This is a genomic window from Telluria sp. ZB4P34, assembly GCF_059686055.1.
On the sequence record NZ_JCASIF010000004.1, the window covers coordinates 52,316 to 70,887 of the forward strand.

The 18,572-nt window shown below is 69.0% G+C and carries 13 protein-coding genes; 8 read left to right on the plus strand and 5 right to left on the minus strand.

Annotation, left to right across the window (positions count from 1 at the left end):
- Positions 1-5 precede the first annotated feature (5 nt).
- Positions 6-1,841: a glycoside hydrolase family 43 protein gene (locus AC56KL_RS09240; protein WP_497179854.1), complete on the plus strand. Its 1,836-nt coding sequence runs from the start codon at positions 6-8 to the stop codon at positions 1,839-1,841.
- On the opposite strand, the gene AC56KL_RS09245 is transcribed toward AC56KL_RS09240, so the two are convergent.
- Positions 1,764-2,774 carry a DMT family transporter gene (locus AC56KL_RS09245; protein ID WP_497179855.1) on the minus strand — a complete coding sequence of 337 codons (1,011 nt, stop codon included), beginning with the start codon at positions 2,772-2,774 and terminating at the stop codon, positions 1,764-1,766. The genes AC56KL_RS09240 and AC56KL_RS09245 overlap by 78 nt on opposite strands.
- Before the next feature lie 158 nt (positions 2,775-2,932).
- Here AC56KL_RS09245 and AC56KL_RS09250 point away from each other — a divergent pair, with 158 nt between their 5' ends.
- From AC56KL_RS09250 to AC56KL_RS09280, 7 genes are all read left to right on the plus strand, one after another.
- On the plus strand, positions 2,933-4,249 hold the full coding sequence (locus tag AC56KL_RS09250) for an extracellular solute-binding protein (protein WP_497179856.1): 1,317 nt from the start codon (positions 2,933-2,935) through the stop codon (positions 4,247-4,249).
- Between the two features lie 9 nt (positions 4,250-4,258).
- Entirely contained in the window at positions 4,259-5,143 is an 885-nt protein-coding gene (locus AC56KL_RS09255) for a carbohydrate ABC transporter permease (RefSeq protein WP_497179857.1), read from the plus strand.
- Entirely contained in the window at positions 5,140-5,994 is an 855-nt protein-coding gene (locus tag AC56KL_RS09260) for a carbohydrate ABC transporter permease (RefSeq protein WP_497179858.1), read from the plus strand. Before AC56KL_RS09255 ends, AC56KL_RS09260 begins: the two co-directional genes overlap by 4 nt.
- 8 nt (positions 5,995-6,002) lie before the next feature.
- Positions 6,003-7,109, plus strand: coding sequence for an ABC transporter ATP-binding protein (locus AC56KL_RS09265; protein WP_497179859.1), 1,107 nt, complete (start codon positions 6,003-6,005; stop codon positions 7,107-7,109).
- 10 nt (positions 7,110-7,119) lie between these two features.
- Positions 7,120-8,178, plus strand: a complete 1,059-nt coding sequence (locus tag AC56KL_RS09270) for a LacI family DNA-binding transcriptional regulator (RefSeq protein ID WP_497179860.1) — start codon at positions 7,120-7,122, stop codon at positions 8,176-8,178.
- A 158-nt stretch (positions 8,179-8,336) separates the two neighbouring features.
- Positions 8,337-11,078 (plus strand): TonB-dependent receptor, encoded by a 2,742-nt coding sequence (locus AC56KL_RS09275; protein ID WP_497179861.1) that lies wholly within the window; start codon positions 8,337-8,339, stop codon positions 11,076-11,078.
- Between the two features lie 10 nt (positions 11,079-11,088).
- Positions 11,089-12,054 carry a glycoside hydrolase family 43 protein gene (locus AC56KL_RS09280; RefSeq protein ID WP_497179862.1) on the plus strand — a complete coding sequence of 322 codons (966 nt, stop codon included), beginning with the start codon at positions 11,089-11,091 and terminating at the stop codon, positions 12,052-12,054.
- 6 nt (positions 12,055-12,060) lie between these two features.
- Here AC56KL_RS09280 and AC56KL_RS09285 read toward each other — a convergent pair whose 3' ends face one another.
- The 4 genes from AC56KL_RS09285 to AC56KL_RS09300 all read right to left on the minus strand — a co-directional run bounded on the left by AC56KL_RS09285 (position 12,061) and on the right by AC56KL_RS09300 (position 18,529).
- Positions 12,061-13,011: an NAD(P)-dependent oxidoreductase gene (locus AC56KL_RS09285; RefSeq protein WP_497179863.1), complete on the minus strand. Its 951-nt coding sequence runs from the start codon at positions 13,009-13,011 to the stop codon at positions 12,061-12,063.
- 35 nt (positions 13,012-13,046) lie between these two features.
- Positions 13,047-15,860, minus strand: a complete 2,814-nt coding sequence (locus tag AC56KL_RS09290) for a bifunctional diguanylate cyclase/phosphodiesterase (RefSeq protein ID WP_497179864.1) — start codon at positions 15,858-15,860, stop codon at positions 13,047-13,049.
- Positions 15,861-16,146: 286 nt separating this feature from the next.
- The gene (gene kefC / locus AC56KL_RS09295) at positions 16,147-17,952 is read right to left on the minus strand and encodes a glutathione-regulated potassium-efflux system protein KefC (RefSeq protein ID WP_497179865.1); all 1,806 of its coding nucleotides are present in this window, start codon (positions 17,950-17,952) and stop codon (positions 16,147-16,149) included.
- The gene (locus tag AC56KL_RS09300) at positions 17,942-18,529 is read right to left on the minus strand and encodes an NAD(P)H-dependent oxidoreductase (protein ID WP_497179866.1); all 588 of its coding nucleotides are present in this window, start codon (positions 18,527-18,529) and stop codon (positions 17,942-17,944) included. The genes kefC and AC56KL_RS09300 overlap by 11 nt, the downstream gene beginning before the upstream one ends.
- Positions 18,530-18,572: the final 43 nt, after the last annotated feature.

Consider the following 18,572-nt stretch of genomic DNA (forward strand, 5'->3'; position numbering starts at 1 on the left):
ACAGCATGATCCTTTCCCTGCGAACCTGGAGTGCGGCGCTGCTGCTGGCGTGGACGGCGCATGCAGGCGCGCAGCAAGCGCAGCCGGCGTCCCCGTCAAGCTATACCAACCCGCTGCCCCTGCGCCTGGCCGACGGCACCCTCGCCGAGAGCTGCGCCGATCCGGCGCTGCTGCGCGACCGCACTTCTTCGCCCACGGTCTGGTACCTGTACTGCACGATGGACCCGATCAGCAAGAAGGAGCGCGACGGCAAAGGGTGGAGATTCCACATGATGCCGGTCTATCGCTCGGTGGACCTGGTCAGCTGGTACTTCGTGCGCGACGCCTTCGACCGCCGTCCGAAGGGGCTGGCCGGGCCCAAGTCGGGGCTGTGGGCGCCCGAGCCGGTGTACCAGAACGGCAGCTATTACCTGTACTTCACCGTTACCGACGTGGCCGACGCCCACAGCCCGGAAAAGGGCTGCGAAGCCGACAGCGGCATCGCCGTCGCCACCAGCGCGTCGCCCGCCGGCCCCTGGAAGGCGGCTGGGCAGCTGGTGGTGGCGCCGCGCCGCGCCGGCGCCGGCTGCAGCTTCCACTGGAGCTTCGACCCCGACGTGGTCGAGGACGCCCAGGGCGACCGCTTCCTGTTCTACGGCAGCTACGGCGGCGGCATCCATGTCCAGCGCCTGTCGAAGGACGGGCTGAAGGTCGAGGGCGCCGCAAGGCGCATCGGCGCAGCCAACCGCTATGAGGGCGCGGAAGTGGTCCGGGTTGGCGAGTACTGGTACCTGTTCGCCTCCGCGACCGATTGCTGCAGGGGACCGCTGACGGGATACACGCTCCATGTCGGCCGCGCGCGGAGCGCGGAAGGCCCCTTCCTCGACCGCCAGGGCAAGGACCTGGCGGCGGCCCGGGCCGGCGGCACGCCGGTGCTGGCGCAGAGCGGCAACCGCTGGGTCGGCGCGGGCCACAACACGGTGTTCCAGGATCCCTCGGGCCAATGGTGGACCTTGTACCATGCGGTCGACCGCAAGCAGGGTTACTTCAGCGTCGAGGACAAGCTGACCCGTCGCCCGCTGCTGCTCGACCGGATCGACTGGGTGGACGGCTGGCCGGTGATCAACGGCGGACGTGGTCCCTCCGATGCGGCGCAGGCGCGCCCCGCGCTGCGTCCGGGAGCGCCGCTGCCCCCGCTGCCCGCGCCGGCGGCGCCTGCGGCGGCCACGCCGCTGTGGAGCGACCGCTTCGAGAACAGTGCGCTCGATGCGCGCTGGCGCTGGGTGCGCCCGGAAGCCGCCGGCCACTGGGCCAGCGGCCAGCCTGGGCTGCGCATGTCGACCCAGCGCGCCGACCTGCACGAAGATACGGACAATGCCGCCGTCCTGCGCACCGCGCTGCCCGACGGCGACCTGCGCATCGAGGCCCGCATCCGGCTGGATGCGCCGCTCGACTGCTGCGCGTCGCCGGTGCAGGCCGGCCTGGTCGTCATGCGCGACGACGACAATTACGTCAAGCTGGTCGAACTGGCGCACCAGGGACTGCGCCAGGTGGAATTCGGCAAGGAGCTGGCGCCGGTGGCGCGCGGCTATCCGCGCTACGGCAATACGGTGGCCGGTACACCGGGCGATTGGACCTGGCTGCGGATCGACATCCATCGCAGCCCGGGAAGCGCCAAGGGGATGGACGCCGGCGAGGAGCGCTATACCGCGTGGTCGAGCCAGGACGGCAGGAACTGGGTGCAGGGTGGCGCCTGGACCCACCGCCTGGGCGCCGGCGCCAGGCTAGGCCTGGTGGCGATGGGCGGCGCCGGCCACGCCGTCACCTTTTCCGAGGTCAGGGTCGGACGGCTGGGCCCCTGACGGCGCCGGCGCGCCCGCGTGGGCGCGTACCGACCAGGTCACGCCCGCCACCAGCAGCGCGATCGCGGCCATTTCCAGCGGGCGCGGCCCGTGGCCACGGTACAGGAAACCGTAGAGCAGGGCGAACAGGGTCTCGAACAGGATCAACTGGCCCGACAGGGTGACCGGCACGCGGCGGCTGGCCACGTTCCACAGGCCGTTGCCGATCACCGAGGCGCCGAGTGCGATCACGACGTTGCAGGCCCAGAACAGGGTCCAGTCGCGCCCGGGTGCTGCGGAAGCCGGCGCCGGGCCCTGCGTGAATGCCCAGGCCAACAGGCCGGTCAAGAGGGCAAGGACGCCCGTGGCGAGGCCGTACAGCGCCGACCACTGGGCGCTGGAGAAGCGCGGATTGCGCTTGAGGTAGCGCGCATTGTCCAGCGCATACCAGCTCCAGCACAGCAGGGCGCCGGTGGCGCAGGCCACGCCCAGTGCGATGTCGCCGCTCGACGCGCCAGGGCCGGGATGCAGGAAGACATCGACGTTGATGCAGGCGATGCCCGCGCCCACCAGCAGCAGCGGCCAGGCCAGGCGGCGCAGCGGCGCAGCGCCATGGTCGTTGCGGCCCATCAGGGTCACGAGCACCGGCAGCATCCCGATGATCAGGGAAGTCGGAGCGACGCCCGCATACTTCACGCCGGCGGCCAGCAGCATGTAGTACACGATGTTGCCTGCCAGTGCATGGCGCAGCAGGGCCGCATAGTCGCCTGGCGCCAGGCTGGCGAGCAGGGGTTTCAGGCGCGGCAGCAGCAGGCCGAAGGCCATGGCCCCGTAGGCCAGGTAGCGGCCGACCGCCAGTTCGAGCGGCGTGAAGGCGCCCAGCAGTTCGGGCACGATGAACACCATGCCCCACATCGCGCCCGCCAGCAGGCCGCACAGTACTCCGATCCACATCCCTCGCACCACCCGGCAAAACCCGGATTCTACCGCGCCCGCCTGCAAGCCATCAGGACGGCCCCTGCCAATAATTATTTGCTAGTATTAATAATATAGAGCAGACAACAATGCGGCGGCGCAGCGCCGGACCGCATGGAACCACCCAGGAGACAGGCTTGACCCCATTTACCGTGCGCCCCGCCGGCGCGACGCGCCTTGCGGCCATCGCGGCCTGCGCCTGCCTGTCGTGCGCGCCCGGCGCCGCCATCGCGCAGGTCGAGGTGCGTATGTGGACGCTGCTGAGCGGCGGCGACGGCGCGCGCATGGCGGCGCTGGTCGAACGCTTCAACGCCAGCCAGCGCGAGGTGCGGGTGCTGAGCACGACGCTGAAGTGGGGCGAACCCTTCTACACCAAGCTGATCACCTCCTCGGTGGTCGGCGCCGGTCCGGACCTGGCGACGGTGCACCTGTCGCGCATGACCAACCTGGCCGGCGGCGGCGTGCTGCGTCCGATCGCCCCGCACGAACTGCGCGAGGCGGGTCTCGAGCCTGCCGACTTCTACCCGCGCCAGTGGCAAAAATCGCAGCATGCGGGCCGCACCTATGCGGTCCCGCTCGACCTGCATCCGCTGGTCCTGTACTACAACAAGACCCTGGTCGGCAAGGCCGGGCTGCTCGACGCGGATGGCAGCCTGACCCCGATCCAGGGCATCGATGCGCTCACCGAAGCCTTCCGCGCCGTGCGCCAGGCCACCGGCCGGCCCGGCATGACGATGGAGAGCAGCCAGAGTTCGTATGCGATCTGGCGCCTGTGGGTCTCCATGCTGGCGCAGCGCAACGCACCCCTGATCGAGAACGGCCGCTTCGCCTACGGCGCGGCGGGCGTGGACTCGCTGGCGCGCATCAGCCGCTGGTTCCGGCAGGGATATGCCCAGCCCGGCCTCGACTACGCGGCGTCCACCAGCCAGTTCATGGGCGGGAACGCCGGCTTCATGATCAATGGCGTGTGGGAAGTGCCCGAACTGGTGCGCGGGAGCAGGCGCGGCACGCTCGGCTTCGAGTACGGCATCGTCCCTCTGCCCCGCATGTTCGGCAACGACAGCGTCTGGGCCGACTCGCACGCCTTCGCCATTCCCGCCAACGAAGGGCGCCCGATGTCGCTGCAGAAGGCGCGAGCGGTGCTGCGCTTCGTCGCTTTTGTGAGCAAGAACTCGCTGGGCTGGGCCGAGGGCGGGCACGTGCTGGCCTACCGCCCCGCGGCCGAATCGCCCGCCGCACGGGCCCTGATGCCGAACCGCCTGTATGCGGACGTGCCGCGCAGCGTGATCTACGACCCGGACGCCTGGTACATGGGCGCGGCCGGCCCACTCCAGGCGATGGCCTCGAAGTACCTGCCGGCGGCGCTGTCCTCGCAGCTGACGCCCGCGCAGGCCCTGCGCATGTTCGAAACCGAAGCGGCGCGCATGATCAGGAAGCGCGCGCCGCGCTACTAGGGGACACCGATGGCATCCATCCGTTCGAGCGGGGCCAGGCGCGGCGACGCGCTGCCGGCGGCAATGCTGCTGGCCCCGTTCGCCATCGCCTTCCTGCTGTTCTTCTTCCTGCCCGCCCTCGATACCTTCTACATGAGCCTGACGGAGAGCAGCCTGACCCGCACCAACGCCTTCATCGGCATCGACAACTACGTGACGCTGGTGCAGGACCCGTCGTTCTGGGCGGCGGTCGGCAACACCTTCTATTTCGCGCTGCTGACCGTGGTCCCGCTGACGGTGCTGGGCCTGGTGATGGCGCTGCTGGTGAACCGCTTCACCCGGGCCGGCGGCTGGCTGCAGGGCGCCTTTTTCCTGCCCTACGTACTGCCGATCTCGGTGATGACCCTGATCGCCGACTGGATGCTGCAGCCCTCGAGCGGCGTGGTGAACCACGTCCTCGGGATGCAGCGCGCCTGGTTCGCCGACCTCACCTGGGCCATGCCGATGGTGGCGATTGGCACCATCTGGTGGACCGTGGGCTTCAACATGCTGATGTTCCTCGCCGGCCTGCGCAACATCCCGGCCGACCTGTACGAAGCCGCCGCGCTGGATGGCGCGCGCGGCTTCACGCTGTTCCGCACGATCACCTGGCCGGCCCTGCGCCCTGTGGCGGGAATGGCCCTGGTTCTGCAGCTGATCGCCTCGATGAAGATCTTCGGCCAGACCTACATCATGACCACGGGCGGCCCCTTCAACACCACCCGCGTGACCCTGCACTACATGTACGAGACCGCCTTTACCCAGAGCGACGCCGGCTATGCCGCCGCGATCGCGGTGGCCTTCGTTGCGATCGTGGTCGCGCTGTCGCTGGCCCAGGCCGGCTTCGTGCGCTGGCTGGCGCGGAGGGAAGCATGAGCGCGGCCCGCATGCCCGCCGGCGCGCGCGGCGGCACGGCCTGGACCGCGATCGGCGCGCTGGCCGCACTGCTGCTGGCCGCCATGTGGGTGGCGCCCCTGCTGTGGGCGATGAGCACCGCGCTGCGCCCCGAACACGAGACGGTATCGAACGTGTTCCACTGGCTGCCCCGTGACTGGACCCTGGAGGCCTTCGCCAAGGTGCTGGCCGCCGGCAACGTCGGGCGCTGGCTGTTCAACAGCGCCCTGGTGGCCCTGCTGGTGACGCTGGTGACCATGGCCCTGTCCCTCATGGCCGCCTATGCGTTTTCCCAGCTGCGCTTCCGCGGCCGCAATTTCGTGTTCGCCATTACCATGCTGGCCTTCCTGGTGCCTTTCGAAGCGCTGCTGGTGCCCCTGTTCCGGATGATGAACCAGCTCGGCCTGATCAACAGCTATGCCGGCATCGTGCTGCCGCAGGTGGTGGCGCCGGTGGTGATCTACGTCTTCAAGCAGTTCTTCGACGCGATTCCCGCCGACTTTCGCGAGGCCGCCGTGATGGACGGCGCCGGGCCGCTGCGCATCCTGTGGAGCGTCTACCTGCCGGTGTCGGGCAATATCGTATGGGCGATGGCAATCGTGACCTTCATCGGCGCCTGGAACAACTTTTTGTGGCCCTTCATCATCGTCACCTCGAACGACATGATGACGATTCCGCTCGGCCTGACCCAGACCTACGACGCCTTCGGGGTACGTTATGCCCAGCTGATGGCGGCCGCGCTGATCGGCGCGCTGCCGGTGGCGCTGGCCTATGTGCTGTTCCAGCGCCGCGTCACGCACGGCTTCCTGGCCGCGACCGGCCTCAAAGGATAGGAGACTCCATGGCATCCGTACGCCTGCAAGGCATTACCAAGCACTACGAGGACAACCCCGTCATCAAGGGCGTCGACCTCGACATCGCGGACGGCGAGTTCGTGGTGCTGGTCGGCCCCTCGGGCTGCGGCAAGTCGACCCTGCTGCGCATCGTGGCCGGGCTGGAAGAGGTCAGCGCGGGCACGGTGGAGATCGGCGGACGGGTCTGCAACGAGGTGGAGCCCGCCAGGCGCGGCATTGCGATGGTGTTCCAGAGCTATGCGCTGTACCCGCACATGACGGTGGCCGAGAACATGGGCTTCGCGCTGAAGCTGGCCGGGGTGCCGCGCGCCGAGATCCAGGAGCGTGTGGGGCGCGCCGCCGAGATCCTCCAGATCGGCCACCTGCTCGAGCGCCGTCCCAAGGCGCTGTCGGGCGGCCAGCGCCAGCGCGTCGCGATCGGGCGCGCCATCGTGCGCAAACCCGAGGTCTTCCTGTTCGACGAACCCCTGTCGAACCTCGACGCCGCGCTGCGCGGCCAGACCCGGGTCGAGCTGGCGCGCCTGCACCGCGAGCTCGGCGCCACCATGATCTACGTCACCCACGACCAGGTCGAGGCCATGACGCTGGGCCAGAAGATCGTCGTGTTCAATGGCGGACGCATCGAGCAGGCCGGCACCCCGCTCGCGCTGTACGAGCGTCCGGCCAACCGCTTCGTGGCCGGCTTCCTCGGCTCGCCGCGCATGAATTTCCTGCCCGGGCTGCTGGCCGGCGAAGAAGGTCCGGCGGCCCACGTACGCCTGGCCGGAGGCGCCGTGGTCGAGGTGGCGGCCGACTGCGCGCGCGCGGCGCCCGGCGCAGCCGTCACCCTGGGCGTGCGCCCCGAGCACCTGCGGATCGAGACGGACGAAGGGGCAGGGGGCGTCCCGGCCACGGTCGCGCTGGTCGAGTACCTGGGCGACGCCGCCATCGTCTACGCCCAGGCCGACGGCGTGCCCGAGATGCTGGCCGTGAAGTGCCGGGCCGACGGCGCCGGGCCTGCGCGCGGCGCGCGGGTCCGGCTCGCCTTCGATCCCGGCCAGGCCCACCTGTTCGACGCGGACGGCGCCGCCCTGCCGCGCAGCCTGGCAGCCTGAGGGAGCGACAATGAGCGAACCGGGGGCACCGGGCCAGCGGCGGCGGCCCACCATGACCGACATCGCGAAGCTGGCCGGCGTGTCGCAGTCCACGGTGTCGCTCGTGATCAACCACATGAGCGGGGCCAAGGTGTCGAGCGAGACCCGCAAGCGGGTGCTGCGCATCGCCCGCGAACTCGGCTATCCCGTCGAGCGCATGGGCCACGCGGCCCCGCGCGACGAGCGCAAGTTGATCGTCTACCTGACCGACGAACTGTCCACCAGCCCGCACGCCATGCTGACCATCGACGGCGCCCGCGACGCCGCATGGGAGCACGACTGCCTGCTGTCGGTCTACGCCACCCGCAACGACCCTGCCTACGAAGGGGCGATCCTGGCACGGATGCTGGCCGATCCTTCGCTGCTGGGCGTGGTGTACGCCGCCATCTTCACGCGCGCCGTCGTGGTGCCCGCGCAGCTGGCCTCGGTACCTACCGTACTGCTGAACTGCCACCAGAAGGAGCGGCGCGACCGGTTGTATTCCTCGGTGGTGCCGAGCGAGGTGCTGGGCGGCTATGCCGCCACCATGCACCTGCTCGAGCGCGGCCACCGGCGCATCGGCTTCATCAACGGCGAAGGCTGGATCGAAGCGGCCGCCGAGCGCCTCAAGGGTTACCGCCAGGCCCTGTCCACGCGCGACATCCCATTCGACCCGCAACTGGTGCGCGAGGGCGACTGGCAGGTGAGCAGCGGCCGCGCGCACGCGCATGAGCTGCTCGGCCTGCAAGACCGTCCGAGCGCGCTGTTCTGCGCCAACGACCTGATGGCGGTCGGCGCCATCGAGGCGGCGCGCGAGCTCGGCCTGGAGCTGCCGCGCCAGGTGTCGGTGGTCGGCTACGACGACCAGGACATCGCCCGCTATATTCAGCCGCCGCTCACCACAGTGTTGTTGCCAAACTACGAAATGGGCCGCTGGGCCGCCGAAAGCCTGATTGCCCAGGTGAACGGCGGTGTGCTGCGCCGTACCAGCGTAAAGATGGATTGCCCTCTGGTGGAGCGTGATTCGGTGGCTTTTTTCACCCCTTTGTAAGGCCCTTTTTGGCGGTCCTTGAGTGCGCCACGCGCACACGGATTCGGATAGCTTTTGTCATATTGGTCATAAATTATGACTAATAACGATTCCAGTATCGGCGCGCCCGTCCGCCACCCGGCGGACGCAGGCGGCGCCACCGAATTCAGGAGACTTCGATGACCACCTTGAAAGTCCGGCCGGTCTGCGCCGCCGTCCTCTTGCTGTGTGCCCATTCCGGCTTGGCCGCCGCCCAGGAGCAGGCCGCCCCTGCAACCGGCGGTATCGCCACCGTCACGGTGAGCGGCATCCGCAGCAGCATCCGCTCCGCCGAGCAGATCAAGCGCGACGCCGAACAGGTGGTGGATTCGATCAATGCCGACGATATCGGCAAGTTCCCCGACCGCGCCGCCGGCGACGCCCTGCAGCGCATCGCGGGCGTGCAGGTGGGTCGCGACCGCGGCGAGACCAGCAGCGTGATCATCCGCGGCCTGCCGGACGTGGCCACCACCATCGACGGCAACGAGATCTTCACCGGCACCGGCCGCCGCCTGTCCTACCAGGACTTGCCGGTGCAGTCGATCGCCGGCCTGGACGTGTACAAGTCGGCCACCGCCAACCAGTTCGAGGGCGGTATCGCGGGGGCCGTCAACATCCGCCTGCGCGCGCCTTTCGACTTCAAGGGCTATACCCTGAGCGGCTATCTCGAGGGTCGCCGCCAGTACGTCGAAGGCAGCGAAGCGCGCAAGGAAAAGACCAGCCCGGGCGGCGGTGTCCTGATGAGCAATCGCTGGCAGACCGGCGTCGGCGAGATCGGCGTGCTGGTCGACCTCGCCTACAACAAGGAACGCTTTGCGATGCCGGTGCAGTGGGTTGACCGGCCCGACCGCATTTTCTCGGTCAGCCCGGACGGCACCGCCACCCGCCTGAACGACGACCAGCCGATTGCGCCGCTGCGCCCCGGCGACCGCCTCGGCGAGTTGCCGAACATCGGCGGCATCTATAATGCCGGCGACCGTGAACGCGGCAGCCTCCATGCCGCCGTCCAGTGGAAGCTCAATCCACAGACCGAACTCTCCGCCCAGTATCTGGGAACCGGCTACGGCACCCGGAACGAAGTCGACTACATCCTGAACATCGCCACCTGGACCCCGCGCCTGACCAACGTGGTGCTGGCGCCCCAGGGCGACTATTGCAACACACCGGTCGGCCAGATCTGTCCGATCCAGGCGGCCAGCGCGCCGGCGGCCCGTTTCGGCAACCCCTACGACTGGGATCCTTACACTGCGACCAGTACCTGGGGGGTGAAGGAGCATACCGCCACCCACTACCTGAACTTCGGCGCGAAGTACCGCCAGGGCCCGCTGTCCGTCGACAGCAACCTGGCCTTCACCCGCTCCGACTACGTCAACGACACCGTGATCGTCGACCAGCAGATCCCTGGCGCCAGCTCCTCGGTGTATACCTTCGGCCGCGACGGCCACGGGGGCTACAACGCCATCACCACGCCGACCAGCGGCAACGCACTGCGCGACCCCAGCCAGTTCGTCCTGCGCGGCATGGTGCAGAACTGGGGCGAGTCGCGCGGCGAGCAGACCCAGTTCCGTGTCGACTCGGTGTACCGCCTGGGCGACGGCTTCATCACCGCGCTGACCGGAGGCATCCGCCTGTCGAATCGGGAGGTCAGCTTCCATAGCGGGGAGCGGGCCAACGACCTGCCGGACACCACGGTGCGTCCTTCGCCGGTGGCTGCCTTCGGCGCTTCCTTCCAAAGCCTGGTACCGGGCCTGGACCGCCTTGGCGGTCCATGGGTGACGCCTTCGCGCGACTTCCTGATCGACCGGGCCGATACCGTGCGCGCCTTTTACGGCCAGCCGGCCGGACGTGTGCCGGATGACCCGATGCGCCTGTTCGAGCAGCGCGAGCGCACCGCCACGCTGCACCTGGGCGCACGCTGGAAGGCGCAGCTGGGGGCGGTCGGCATGACCGGCAATCTCGGCGGGCGCCTCGTGAAAGTCGACCGCAAGCTGGAAGGCAGGCGCCGCATCGGCGACGTCGTCACCCCGATCAGCGAAGACAGCGACGAGACCAACTTCCTGCCGAACGTATCGGCGGTGGTGAACTGGACCGACCGTATCCAGTCGCACTTTAGTGTGGGCAAGACCATTACCCGGCCCGAGTTTTCCCAGCTGAACCCGGCCCTTTCCCTGATACCGCCGACCGTGAACAGGGAGGGGACAGGCGCCGCAGGCAACCCGGAGCTCGCACCAACCGAGTCGATCAATAGCGACGCCACGCTGGAGTACTACTTCCGCGACAACGGCTTTGCCCAGATTGCGCTGTTCCACCGCGACATCGATGGCTACCTGCAGACCTTCGAACAGACCGAGACCATCAACGGCGTCGCCTACCGCGTCACCCGACCGCAGAACTCCGGGAAAGGCAAGCTGAAGGGGGCGGAGTTCGGCATCCAGAAGTTCTTCGACTTCCTGCCGGGCGCCTGGAGCGGCCTGGGCGCGCAGTTCAATTACACCTGGATCGACGGGGAGAACCAGACCCGGACCGGCTTGAACAGCGGCGCCTACACCACAACCGCGCTGATCGGGGTGGCGCGCCAGAGCTGGAACTTCGCGCTGCTCTACGAGCGCGAGCGCTGGACCGGCCGCCTGGCGGCCACCCGCCGCGGCAAGTACGTCGAGCAGATCGCCGAGCCGCGCTTCGGCCAGGACCGCATGGTCAAGGCCTCGACCTACGTCGACCTGAGCATCGGCTACGCGCTCACGCCGAACCTGTCGCTCAATTTCGATGCGATCAATCTGACCAGGGAGCGCTTCGAGAGCTACCTGGGCGACCCGATCCGTCCGCGCGACATCCGCTACAACCCGACCACGTACGGCCTGAGCCTGCGCTATCAAATGTAAGGGTGAACCGATGCTGAAGACGTATTGCAACCCGGTGTATCCGGACATCATGGCCGATCCCTTCGTGCTCAGGCACGAGGGGCGCTACTACGCCTACGGCACCGCCCCCGAAGGACCTGGCGGCGGGCGCTTCCCGGTGCTGGTGTCGAACGACCTGGTCGACTGGCGCCGCGCCGGCTACGCCATCACGGCGCCCGGCGACGACCACTTCTGGGCCCCGGAAGTGGCGTATAGCGAAGGCAAATTCTGGATGTACTACTCGTCCGGCGACATCGAGGGCAAGCACCAGAAGCTGCGCGTGGCGGTGGCCGACCATCCGGTGGGACCCTTCGTGGACCAGGGCAAGCAGCTGGTCCCGAACCTCCAGTTCTCGATCGACGCCCATCCGTTCCGCGACAAGGACGGCCAGTGGTACCTGTACTACTGCGTCGATTTCCTGGAGCTGGAAGACGACCATCGCATCGGCACCGGCATCGTGGTCGACCGCCTGGTGGCGATGGACCAGTTGGCGGGCGAGCCGCGCACGGTGGCGCGCCCGCACGCCGACTGGCAGCTGTTCAAGAAGGGGCGCGCGATGTACGACGCGGTGTACGACTGGCACACGGTGGAGGGCGCCTCGGTGCTGGTGCACGGCGGGAGGTACTACTGCTTCTACAGCGGCGGCGCCTGGGAGAAGGAAAACTATGGCGTCAGCTACGTCGTGGCCGACCACCCGCTGGGGCCGTTCACGCGGCCCGAAGGGAGCGACGAAGCCTTGCTGATGCGTTCCCGCCCCGGCAATGTGATCGGCCCCGGCCACAACTCTTTCACCACCTCGCCCGACGGCAGCCAGGACTGGATCGTGTACCACGCCTGGGACACCGCCATGACGGGGCGGCGCATGTGCATCGACCGGCTGGTGTGGGAAGGCGGCAAGCCCAGCACGGACGGGCCGAGCTTCACGCGCCAGCCGGCGCCGGGCGGGCTGGTCTTGTAGGCGGCGTCAGGGCACGACCGGCGTCAGCGCCGGCTCGCCCGCGAAGTAGGCGCGCAGGTTGGCGATGGCCAGCTCGCGCATCGCCTGCCGCGCCTCCACCGTGAAGCTGCCCACGTGCGGGCTCAGGACCACGTTCTCGAGCGCGATGAGGCCTGGGGGCACGCGTGGCTCGTCCTCGAACACGTCGAGCGCCGCCGCGCCCAGCCGCCCGGAGGCGAGGGCGGCGACCAGCGCGGCCTCGTCCACCACCGAACCGCGCGCGATGTTGACCAGGGTGCCGTCCGGCCCCAGGGCGTCCAGCACCGCCGCGTCCACCGCGGTCCGGGTGGCGGCGCCGCCCGGCGCGCACACCACCAGGTAGTCGCTGGCGGCGGCCAGCGCTTCCAGCGAGGCGCAGCGCAGCGCCGGTTCCGGCCCGCTGCTGCGCTGATAGTAGCGGATCGCCATGCCGAAGGCGCGCAGGCGCGCGGCCACGGCCTGGCCGATGCGCCCGTAGCCGTAGATGCCGGCGACCTTGCCGCGCAGGCTGCGCGCCGGGCCCAGCGCACGCTTCTCCTGCCAATGCCCGGCGCGTACATAGCGGTCCAGCTGGGGCAGGCGGCGTGCGGCGGCCAGCAGCAGGGCCACGGCCAGGTCGGCCACATCCTCGGTGAGCACGTCCGGCGTGTTGGTGACGACGACGCCGCGCCCGTGCAGGGCGCCGAGGTCGACGGCGTCCAGGCCCACTCCATGCACGGCCACGATCTCCAGCGCCGGATAGCGCGCCGCCAGCGCGGCGTCGATGCCGACCGTGCCGGTGGTGAGGATGCCGCGCACCCGGCCGGCTTCCTCGCCGGGGAAGGCCGCGGCGGCCTGCGGCGTCATGCGCGCCATCACATGGCAGGTGAAATGCGCATCAAGGGCGGATAGCGTGTCGTCGGGCCACACATTCCCGTAGATGGCGATCGCAGGCTTCATCCATGCTTCCTTGTGCTTGACTGACACCGCATCGTTCAGGCCGTTCCGCCGGCAGGCGTGAAGGACGCTGGCGCGGCCAGCAGCGCGCGCAGCGCGTCGAAGGGCATCGGCCGGGCCAGGTAATAGCCTTGCGCCTGGTCGCAGCGGGCCGCGCGCAGGAAGGCCAGCACCTCGCCCGTCTCGATGCCTTCGGCCACCACCGCCATGCCCAGCGCGTGCGCCATGTCGACAAAGGCCTTGACGAAATCGACGGTGGTCACGTTCCCGTCCTGCTGCATGACGAAGGAACGGTCGAGCTTGAGTACGTCGATGGGGAAGCGCCGCAGGTAGGCCAGGCCCGAGTAGCCGGTGCCGAAGTCGTCCACCGCGATCTGGATGCCGAGGCGCTTGAGCTCGCGCAGCATCGACGCGGTGTGCTCGATGTCCTCGATCAGCGCGCTCTCGGTCAGCTCCAGTTCCAGGCAGTCGGGCGGCAGGCCGGTGGCGGCCAGGATCGCGCAGACGTCGGCGGCGAAGCCGGCCTGGGCCAGCTGGCGCGCCGACACGTTTACCGAGACCACCATCTTGCCGCCGTGCTCCCGCATCAGCCGGCGGGTGCGCGTGCAGGCTTCTTCCAGCACCCAGCGGCCGATTGCATTGATCAAGCCGGTCTCTTCGGCGATGCCGATGAACTGCTGGGGTGACACTTGTCCGCGCTCCGGATGGTTCCAGCGGATCAGGGCCTCCATGCCGTACAGTGTCATGCCCTCCGCGCCGCTGCCGGCGAGGCGGTAGCGCGGCTGGTAGTGCAGCTCGAATTCGCCGCGCGCCAGCGCCGGGCGCAGCGATACCTCGAACGCCATGCGCTCCCGGGTGGCCACCGTCATCTCGGGCTCGAAGAAGCGGTGGCGGTTGCGGCCCGCGTTCTTGGCGCGGTACATGGCCGTGTCGGCGGTCTGGAACAGCAGTTCGCGGGTCTGGGCGTCCTGCGGGTACATGCTGATCCCGATCGACGCGCCGACGATCACGTCGATGCCGCCCACCGTCACCGGCGCCGTCAGGACCTCGAGCAGCTTGTCGGCGATGCGGGCCGCGGCCGGCTGGCCGCTGGCGCAGTGGGCGGCCACCACGAATTCGTCGCCGCCGAGGCGGGCGATGATGTCGGTCGGTCGGATCACCCGACGCAGGCGCGCGGCGACCTCGCACAGCAGCACGTCGCCCATCTCGTGGCCGAAGGAATCGTTGACTTCCTTGAAGCGGTCGAGGTCGAGGAACATCACGGCCACCGAGCTGCCGTAGGGGCAGGCGTCGAGCATCTGCTGCACGCGCTCGCCCAGCAGGGCGCGGTTCGGCAGGCCGGTGAGGGTGTCGTGGGTGGCCAGCTGCTGCAGCCGGCTCTCCGCTGCCTTGCGGCCCGTGATGTCGGTCATCAGGCCGGTAAGCGAGACGGCATGGCCGGCGGCGTCGCGCTTGATGCTGCCGTTGAACAGCACATGGATGTGCGAGCCCTGGCGGTGGCGCAGCACCGCTTCCACGCCCTGGACGGCGGCCGGGCCGTCGCCTTCGCGCAGCGAGGCCAGGGGGAAGGAGACGAACAGGTCGTCCAGGCGCAGGGCCAGCAGCATCTCGCGCGGATAGCCCGACAGCGCGCATAGCGCGGGGTTGACGTCGAGCAGGGCGCCGTCGCGGTGGGCCAGCAGGTAGCCCGCCGGGGTCATCTCGATGACCTCGCGGAAGCGCTGTTCGCTCTCGCGCAGTTGGCGCTCGGCCTCGGCGCGGTCGCTCAGGTCGCGGATCACGGCCAGGAAGAACTCTTCGCCCTCGTCGTCGAAACGGGATACCTGGACTTCCGCAGGGAAGGTGCTGCCATCCTTGCAGCGCTTGTCGAGCCGCAGCAGTTGCGCCTGGCCGGCGCGCAGGCCGGACAGCAGGGCCTGTGCTTCGGGGACGCCGAAATTCACGTCGTCCGTGACCATGCCCTGGAACTCTTCGCGACTGTAGCCGAAGCGGGCGCAGGCCATGTCGTTGACGGACACGACCCGCAGCGCGCCATCGATGATCATGATGCTGTCGCCGGCCTGGTTGTACAGCTTGCGAAAGCGCTGCTCGCTCTTCTTCAGCGCCTGCTCGGCGTCGCGCCTGGCGGTGATCTCGTGGAAGTACACCGAGATGCCGTCCGCATGCGGGTAGACGTGCACCTCCAGCCACACCTGACGCGGCTCCCAGAATTCCTCGAAGCTGTCCGGCTGGCGCGTCTCCATCGCGCGCTGGTAGCGCAGCAGCGAGGGCGAATGCAGCAGGTCCGGCGCGATCTCCAGCAAGGGGTGGCCGATGGCGGCGGCCGCGTTCACGCCGACGAAGTCGCCGGCCTTCTGGTTGGCATAGGTGAGGCGCCAGGCGCCGTCGATGGCGAAGAAGGCGTCGCCGATACTCTCGAGCATGCTGTTCAGCGTCGCTTCGGACTTCAGCAGCGCCTCGCGTGCGTGGTGCTGTTCGGTGACGTCGCGCCCGGTGAGGAACATGCGCTGGTGCGCGTGGGACCAGCGGGCCGACACCGACATCAGGACCTCGCGCCCGTCCTTGTGGCGCACGCGCATGGGAACGTCGGGGCGTTCAGGATGTTCGGTCTGCAGGCTCCCCTGGATGCCGATGGCTTCCTCGTGCTGTTCGGGGTGGACGATGTCGTTGTAGTGCCGGCCGACCAGTTCGGCCGGCTCGTAGCCGAGCAGCGAGCGCGCCGCCGCGTTCAGGCGCAGGATATGGCCGCGGCCGTCGAGCACGACCAGGAGGTCGAGCGCGTTGTCGATCAGGGCCGAGTTTTCTTCGGCGAGCAACGCAAGCCCGTCCGGCGAGGCAAGGGAGATTTCCAAGGTAGTCACTGGTGTCGCGGCCAGGCGCCGCTGCTGGTGGAAGTGCGACCGTCGGGGGGGAGGACGATCTGCGGGCCAGTATAGCCATTTCGGTGTGGAAACCGTATGCATGGCGACGAAATTACGACACTCGTATAGACAACTTTACGCATTCGCTCCAGGCTGTGTCGGGCCTCGGTATGCGGCACATCCGGCGACCATGCGGGGCAACAATTGTTACACTAGCCACGCGCCCGGGACCGGCCTGCCGGGTCCCGGCTTACCCTGCACCTGAAAACCCCGGCCCCTACTCGTCGGCGTCCTCGTGTTCGCGCTCGCGCTTGAGGGCAACGAAGTCGCGCTCGAACATCGCGTGCAGCTCCTCGCGCGCGCGGCGCGCCATCGACACGTACTGGGCGCGATCCTTGTAGTAGGGATAGACGTCGAGCACGCTGCGCAGGTTGTGCTCGCGAAAGCGCATCGCCGCCTGGCGCGCGAAATAGGCGCCGAATCCGAGTTCCTCCATCGTCCGCCGGCCCAGCATCAGCGCGGATTCAAACGTTTCTCGCTCGATCACGGTCACGCCCAGGTCCATCAACTGGTAGCAGTGGGTGACGTTGCGGGCGCGGGCCAGGATCGGCAACTGCGGGAATTCGGCGCGCACTGCGGCCGCCAGCTTCAGGCTGTCCTCGACGCCGTCGACCGACAGCACCAGCGCCCGCGCGTGCGCCGCGCCGGCTGCGTGCAGCAGGTCGGTGCGGGTGGCGTCGCCATAGAACACCTTGAAGCCGAACTCGCGCAGCGTGTCGATCTGGTCCGGGTCGTGGTCGAGCATGGTCAGCGGCACCTGGTTGGCGTGCAGCAGGCGTCCGACGATCTGGCCGAAGCGGCCGAAGCCGGCGATGATCACGTGGTCGCGGTTGTCGTCGATGGCGTCGGCCGGACGCTGGCGGCGGCCCTGCCACCAGGGTTCCAGCACCCGGTCGTACAGGATCAGCAGGAGCGGCGTCGCCAGCATCGACAGGGCCACCACGACCACCAGGATCGAGGCGGTTTCGGCGTCGAACACGCGCGCCGCCGTGGCCGCGCCGAACACCACGAAGGCGAACTCGCCGCCCTGGGACAACAGGAAGGCGAACAGCACGCGCTGGCGGCCCGGAATGCCGACCTGCCGCGCGAGCAGCCATAGGACGCCCAGCTTGATGGCCAGGAAGCCCGCGGCCATGGCGACGATGCGCCAGGGCTGGGCCAGGAACACCCCGAAGTCGACCGACATGCCGACCGCGATGAAGAACAGGCCGAGCAGCAGGCCCTTGAAGGGTTCCAGGTCGGTCTCCAGTGCATGGCGGTATTCCGAGTCGGCCAGCAGTACGCCCGCGATGAAGGCCCCCAGTGCCATCGACATGCCGACCGACTGCATCAGCAGGGAAATCGAGATCACCAGCAGCAGGGCGAAGGCGGTGAAGATCTCGCGCATGCCGGTGCCCGCGATGAAACGCAGCACCGGGCGGATCAGGAAGCGCCCGGCCAGCACCAGCGCGCCGATCACGGCCAGCGCCTTGAGCACGCCTGTCCAGCCGCCGCCCGCATCCGTGGCGGCCACGCCCAGCAGCGGCACCAGCGCGATCATCGGGATCGCGGCGATGTCCTGGAACAGCAGGATCGAGAACCCGGCCTGCCCGGCGGGCGTGGGAATCAGGTTCCTCTCCTGCATGGTCGTGAGCGCGATCGCGGTGGACGACAGCGACAGCCCGAGGGCCGCGATCAGGGCGGTCTTCCAGCCTGCGCCTGCCAGCATCGCGGCCAGCAGCAGCAAGGCCGTCACGCCCAGCACCTGGACCGCGCCCCAGCCGAAGATCGAACGGCGCAGCGACCACAGGCGGGTGGGCTCGAGTTCGAGGCCGATCACGAACAGCAGCAGCACCACGCCGAATTCGGAAAAGTGCAGGATGGTCTCGACCTCGCGGATCAGGCCCAGTCCCCAGGGGCCGATCGCGATCCCCGCCAGCAGGTAGCCAAGCACCGCGCCGAGGCCGAGGCGCCGTGCCAGCGGCACCACCAGCACCGCGGCGGCCAGGTAGACCAGGGCGTTGAGCAGCAGGTCATGTTCCATGCCGGTCTCCTGGCGCGAGCGCGATGCCGGCATGGCGTGCCAGCAGCGCGCGCAACTCGTGGGCGTGGCCGCCGGCCGCTTCGAGGTCGGCCGCATCGGCGCCGTAGAACACGTGCGGCGCGAGCCAGTCCATGCCGCAGGCCCTGGCGGTCTGCTCGAGCGGCGCGAGGAAGTCCTCCAGTGCACGTCCGTGCCGCCCGCCCGGCCGGTAATCCGATGCGGCGCCCGCGCCGGCCACGGCGGCCCAGGCGGATTTACCGTGCAGGGGGCCCGGCCGGTCCTGTGCCCAGGCCGGCTTGAACACCGTATCGAACCATTCCTTGAGCAGGGCCGGCATGGCGTACCAGCCCAGCTGGAACACGAACACCACCAGCGGCGCCGCCTTCAGGAGGGCGCGCTCGCGCGGCACGTCGATGTAGAAATCGGGATACAAGGCATACAGGTCCTGTACGCGCACGCCGGGCAGTCCCGCGACCGCTTCCGCCACGCGGCGGCTGATGCGCGAACGCTGCAGCGAGGAATCGGCGAAGACGACCAGGGCGCGCAGGTCCTCCGGGTCGGGTAGGTCAGCTGGCATGGAATCTCCTGGAATAGCGTGCGGGCAATGGCAGGATTGTACT

Coding starts and splice junctions, on each gene's coding strand:
- AC56KL_RS09240 (WP_497179854.1), top strand. CDS start 6: ATGATCCTTTCCCTGCGAACCTGGAGTGCGGCGCTGCTGCTGGCGTGG.
- AC56KL_RS09245 (WP_497179855.1), bottom strand. CDS start 2,774: ATGTGGATCGGAGTACTGTGCGGCCTGCTGGCGGGCGCGATGTGGGGC.
- AC56KL_RS09255 (WP_497179857.1), top strand. CDS start 4,259: ATGGCATCCATCCGTTCGAGCGGGGCCAGGCGCGGCGACGCGCTGCCG.
- AC56KL_RS09260 (WP_497179858.1), top strand. CDS start 5,140: ATGAGCGCGGCCCGCATGCCCGCCGGCGCGCGCGGCGGCACGGCCTGG.
- AC56KL_RS09265 (WP_497179859.1), top strand. CDS start 6,003: ATGGCATCCGTACGCCTGCAAGGCATTACCAAGCACTACGAGGACAAC.
- AC56KL_RS09270 (WP_497179860.1), top strand. CDS start 7,120: ATGAGCGAACCGGGGGCACCGGGCCAGCGGCGGCGGCCCACCATGACC.
- AC56KL_RS09275 (WP_497179861.1), top strand. CDS start 8,337: ATGACCACCTTGAAAGTCCGGCCGGTCTGCGCCGCCGTCCTCTTGCTG.
- AC56KL_RS09280 (WP_497179862.1), top strand. CDS start 11,089: ATGCTGAAGACGTATTGCAACCCGGTGTATCCGGACATCATGGCCGAT.
- AC56KL_RS09285 (WP_497179863.1), bottom strand. CDS start 13,011: ATGAAGCCTGCGATCGCCATCTACGGGAATGTGTGGCCCGACGACACG.
- kefC (WP_497179865.1), bottom strand. CDS start 17,952: ATGGAACATGACCTGCTGCTCAACGCCCTGGTCTACCTGGCCGCCGCG.
- AC56KL_RS09300 (WP_497179866.1), bottom strand. CDS start 18,529: ATGCCAGCTGACCTACCCGACCCGGAGGACCTGCGCGCCCTGGTCGTC.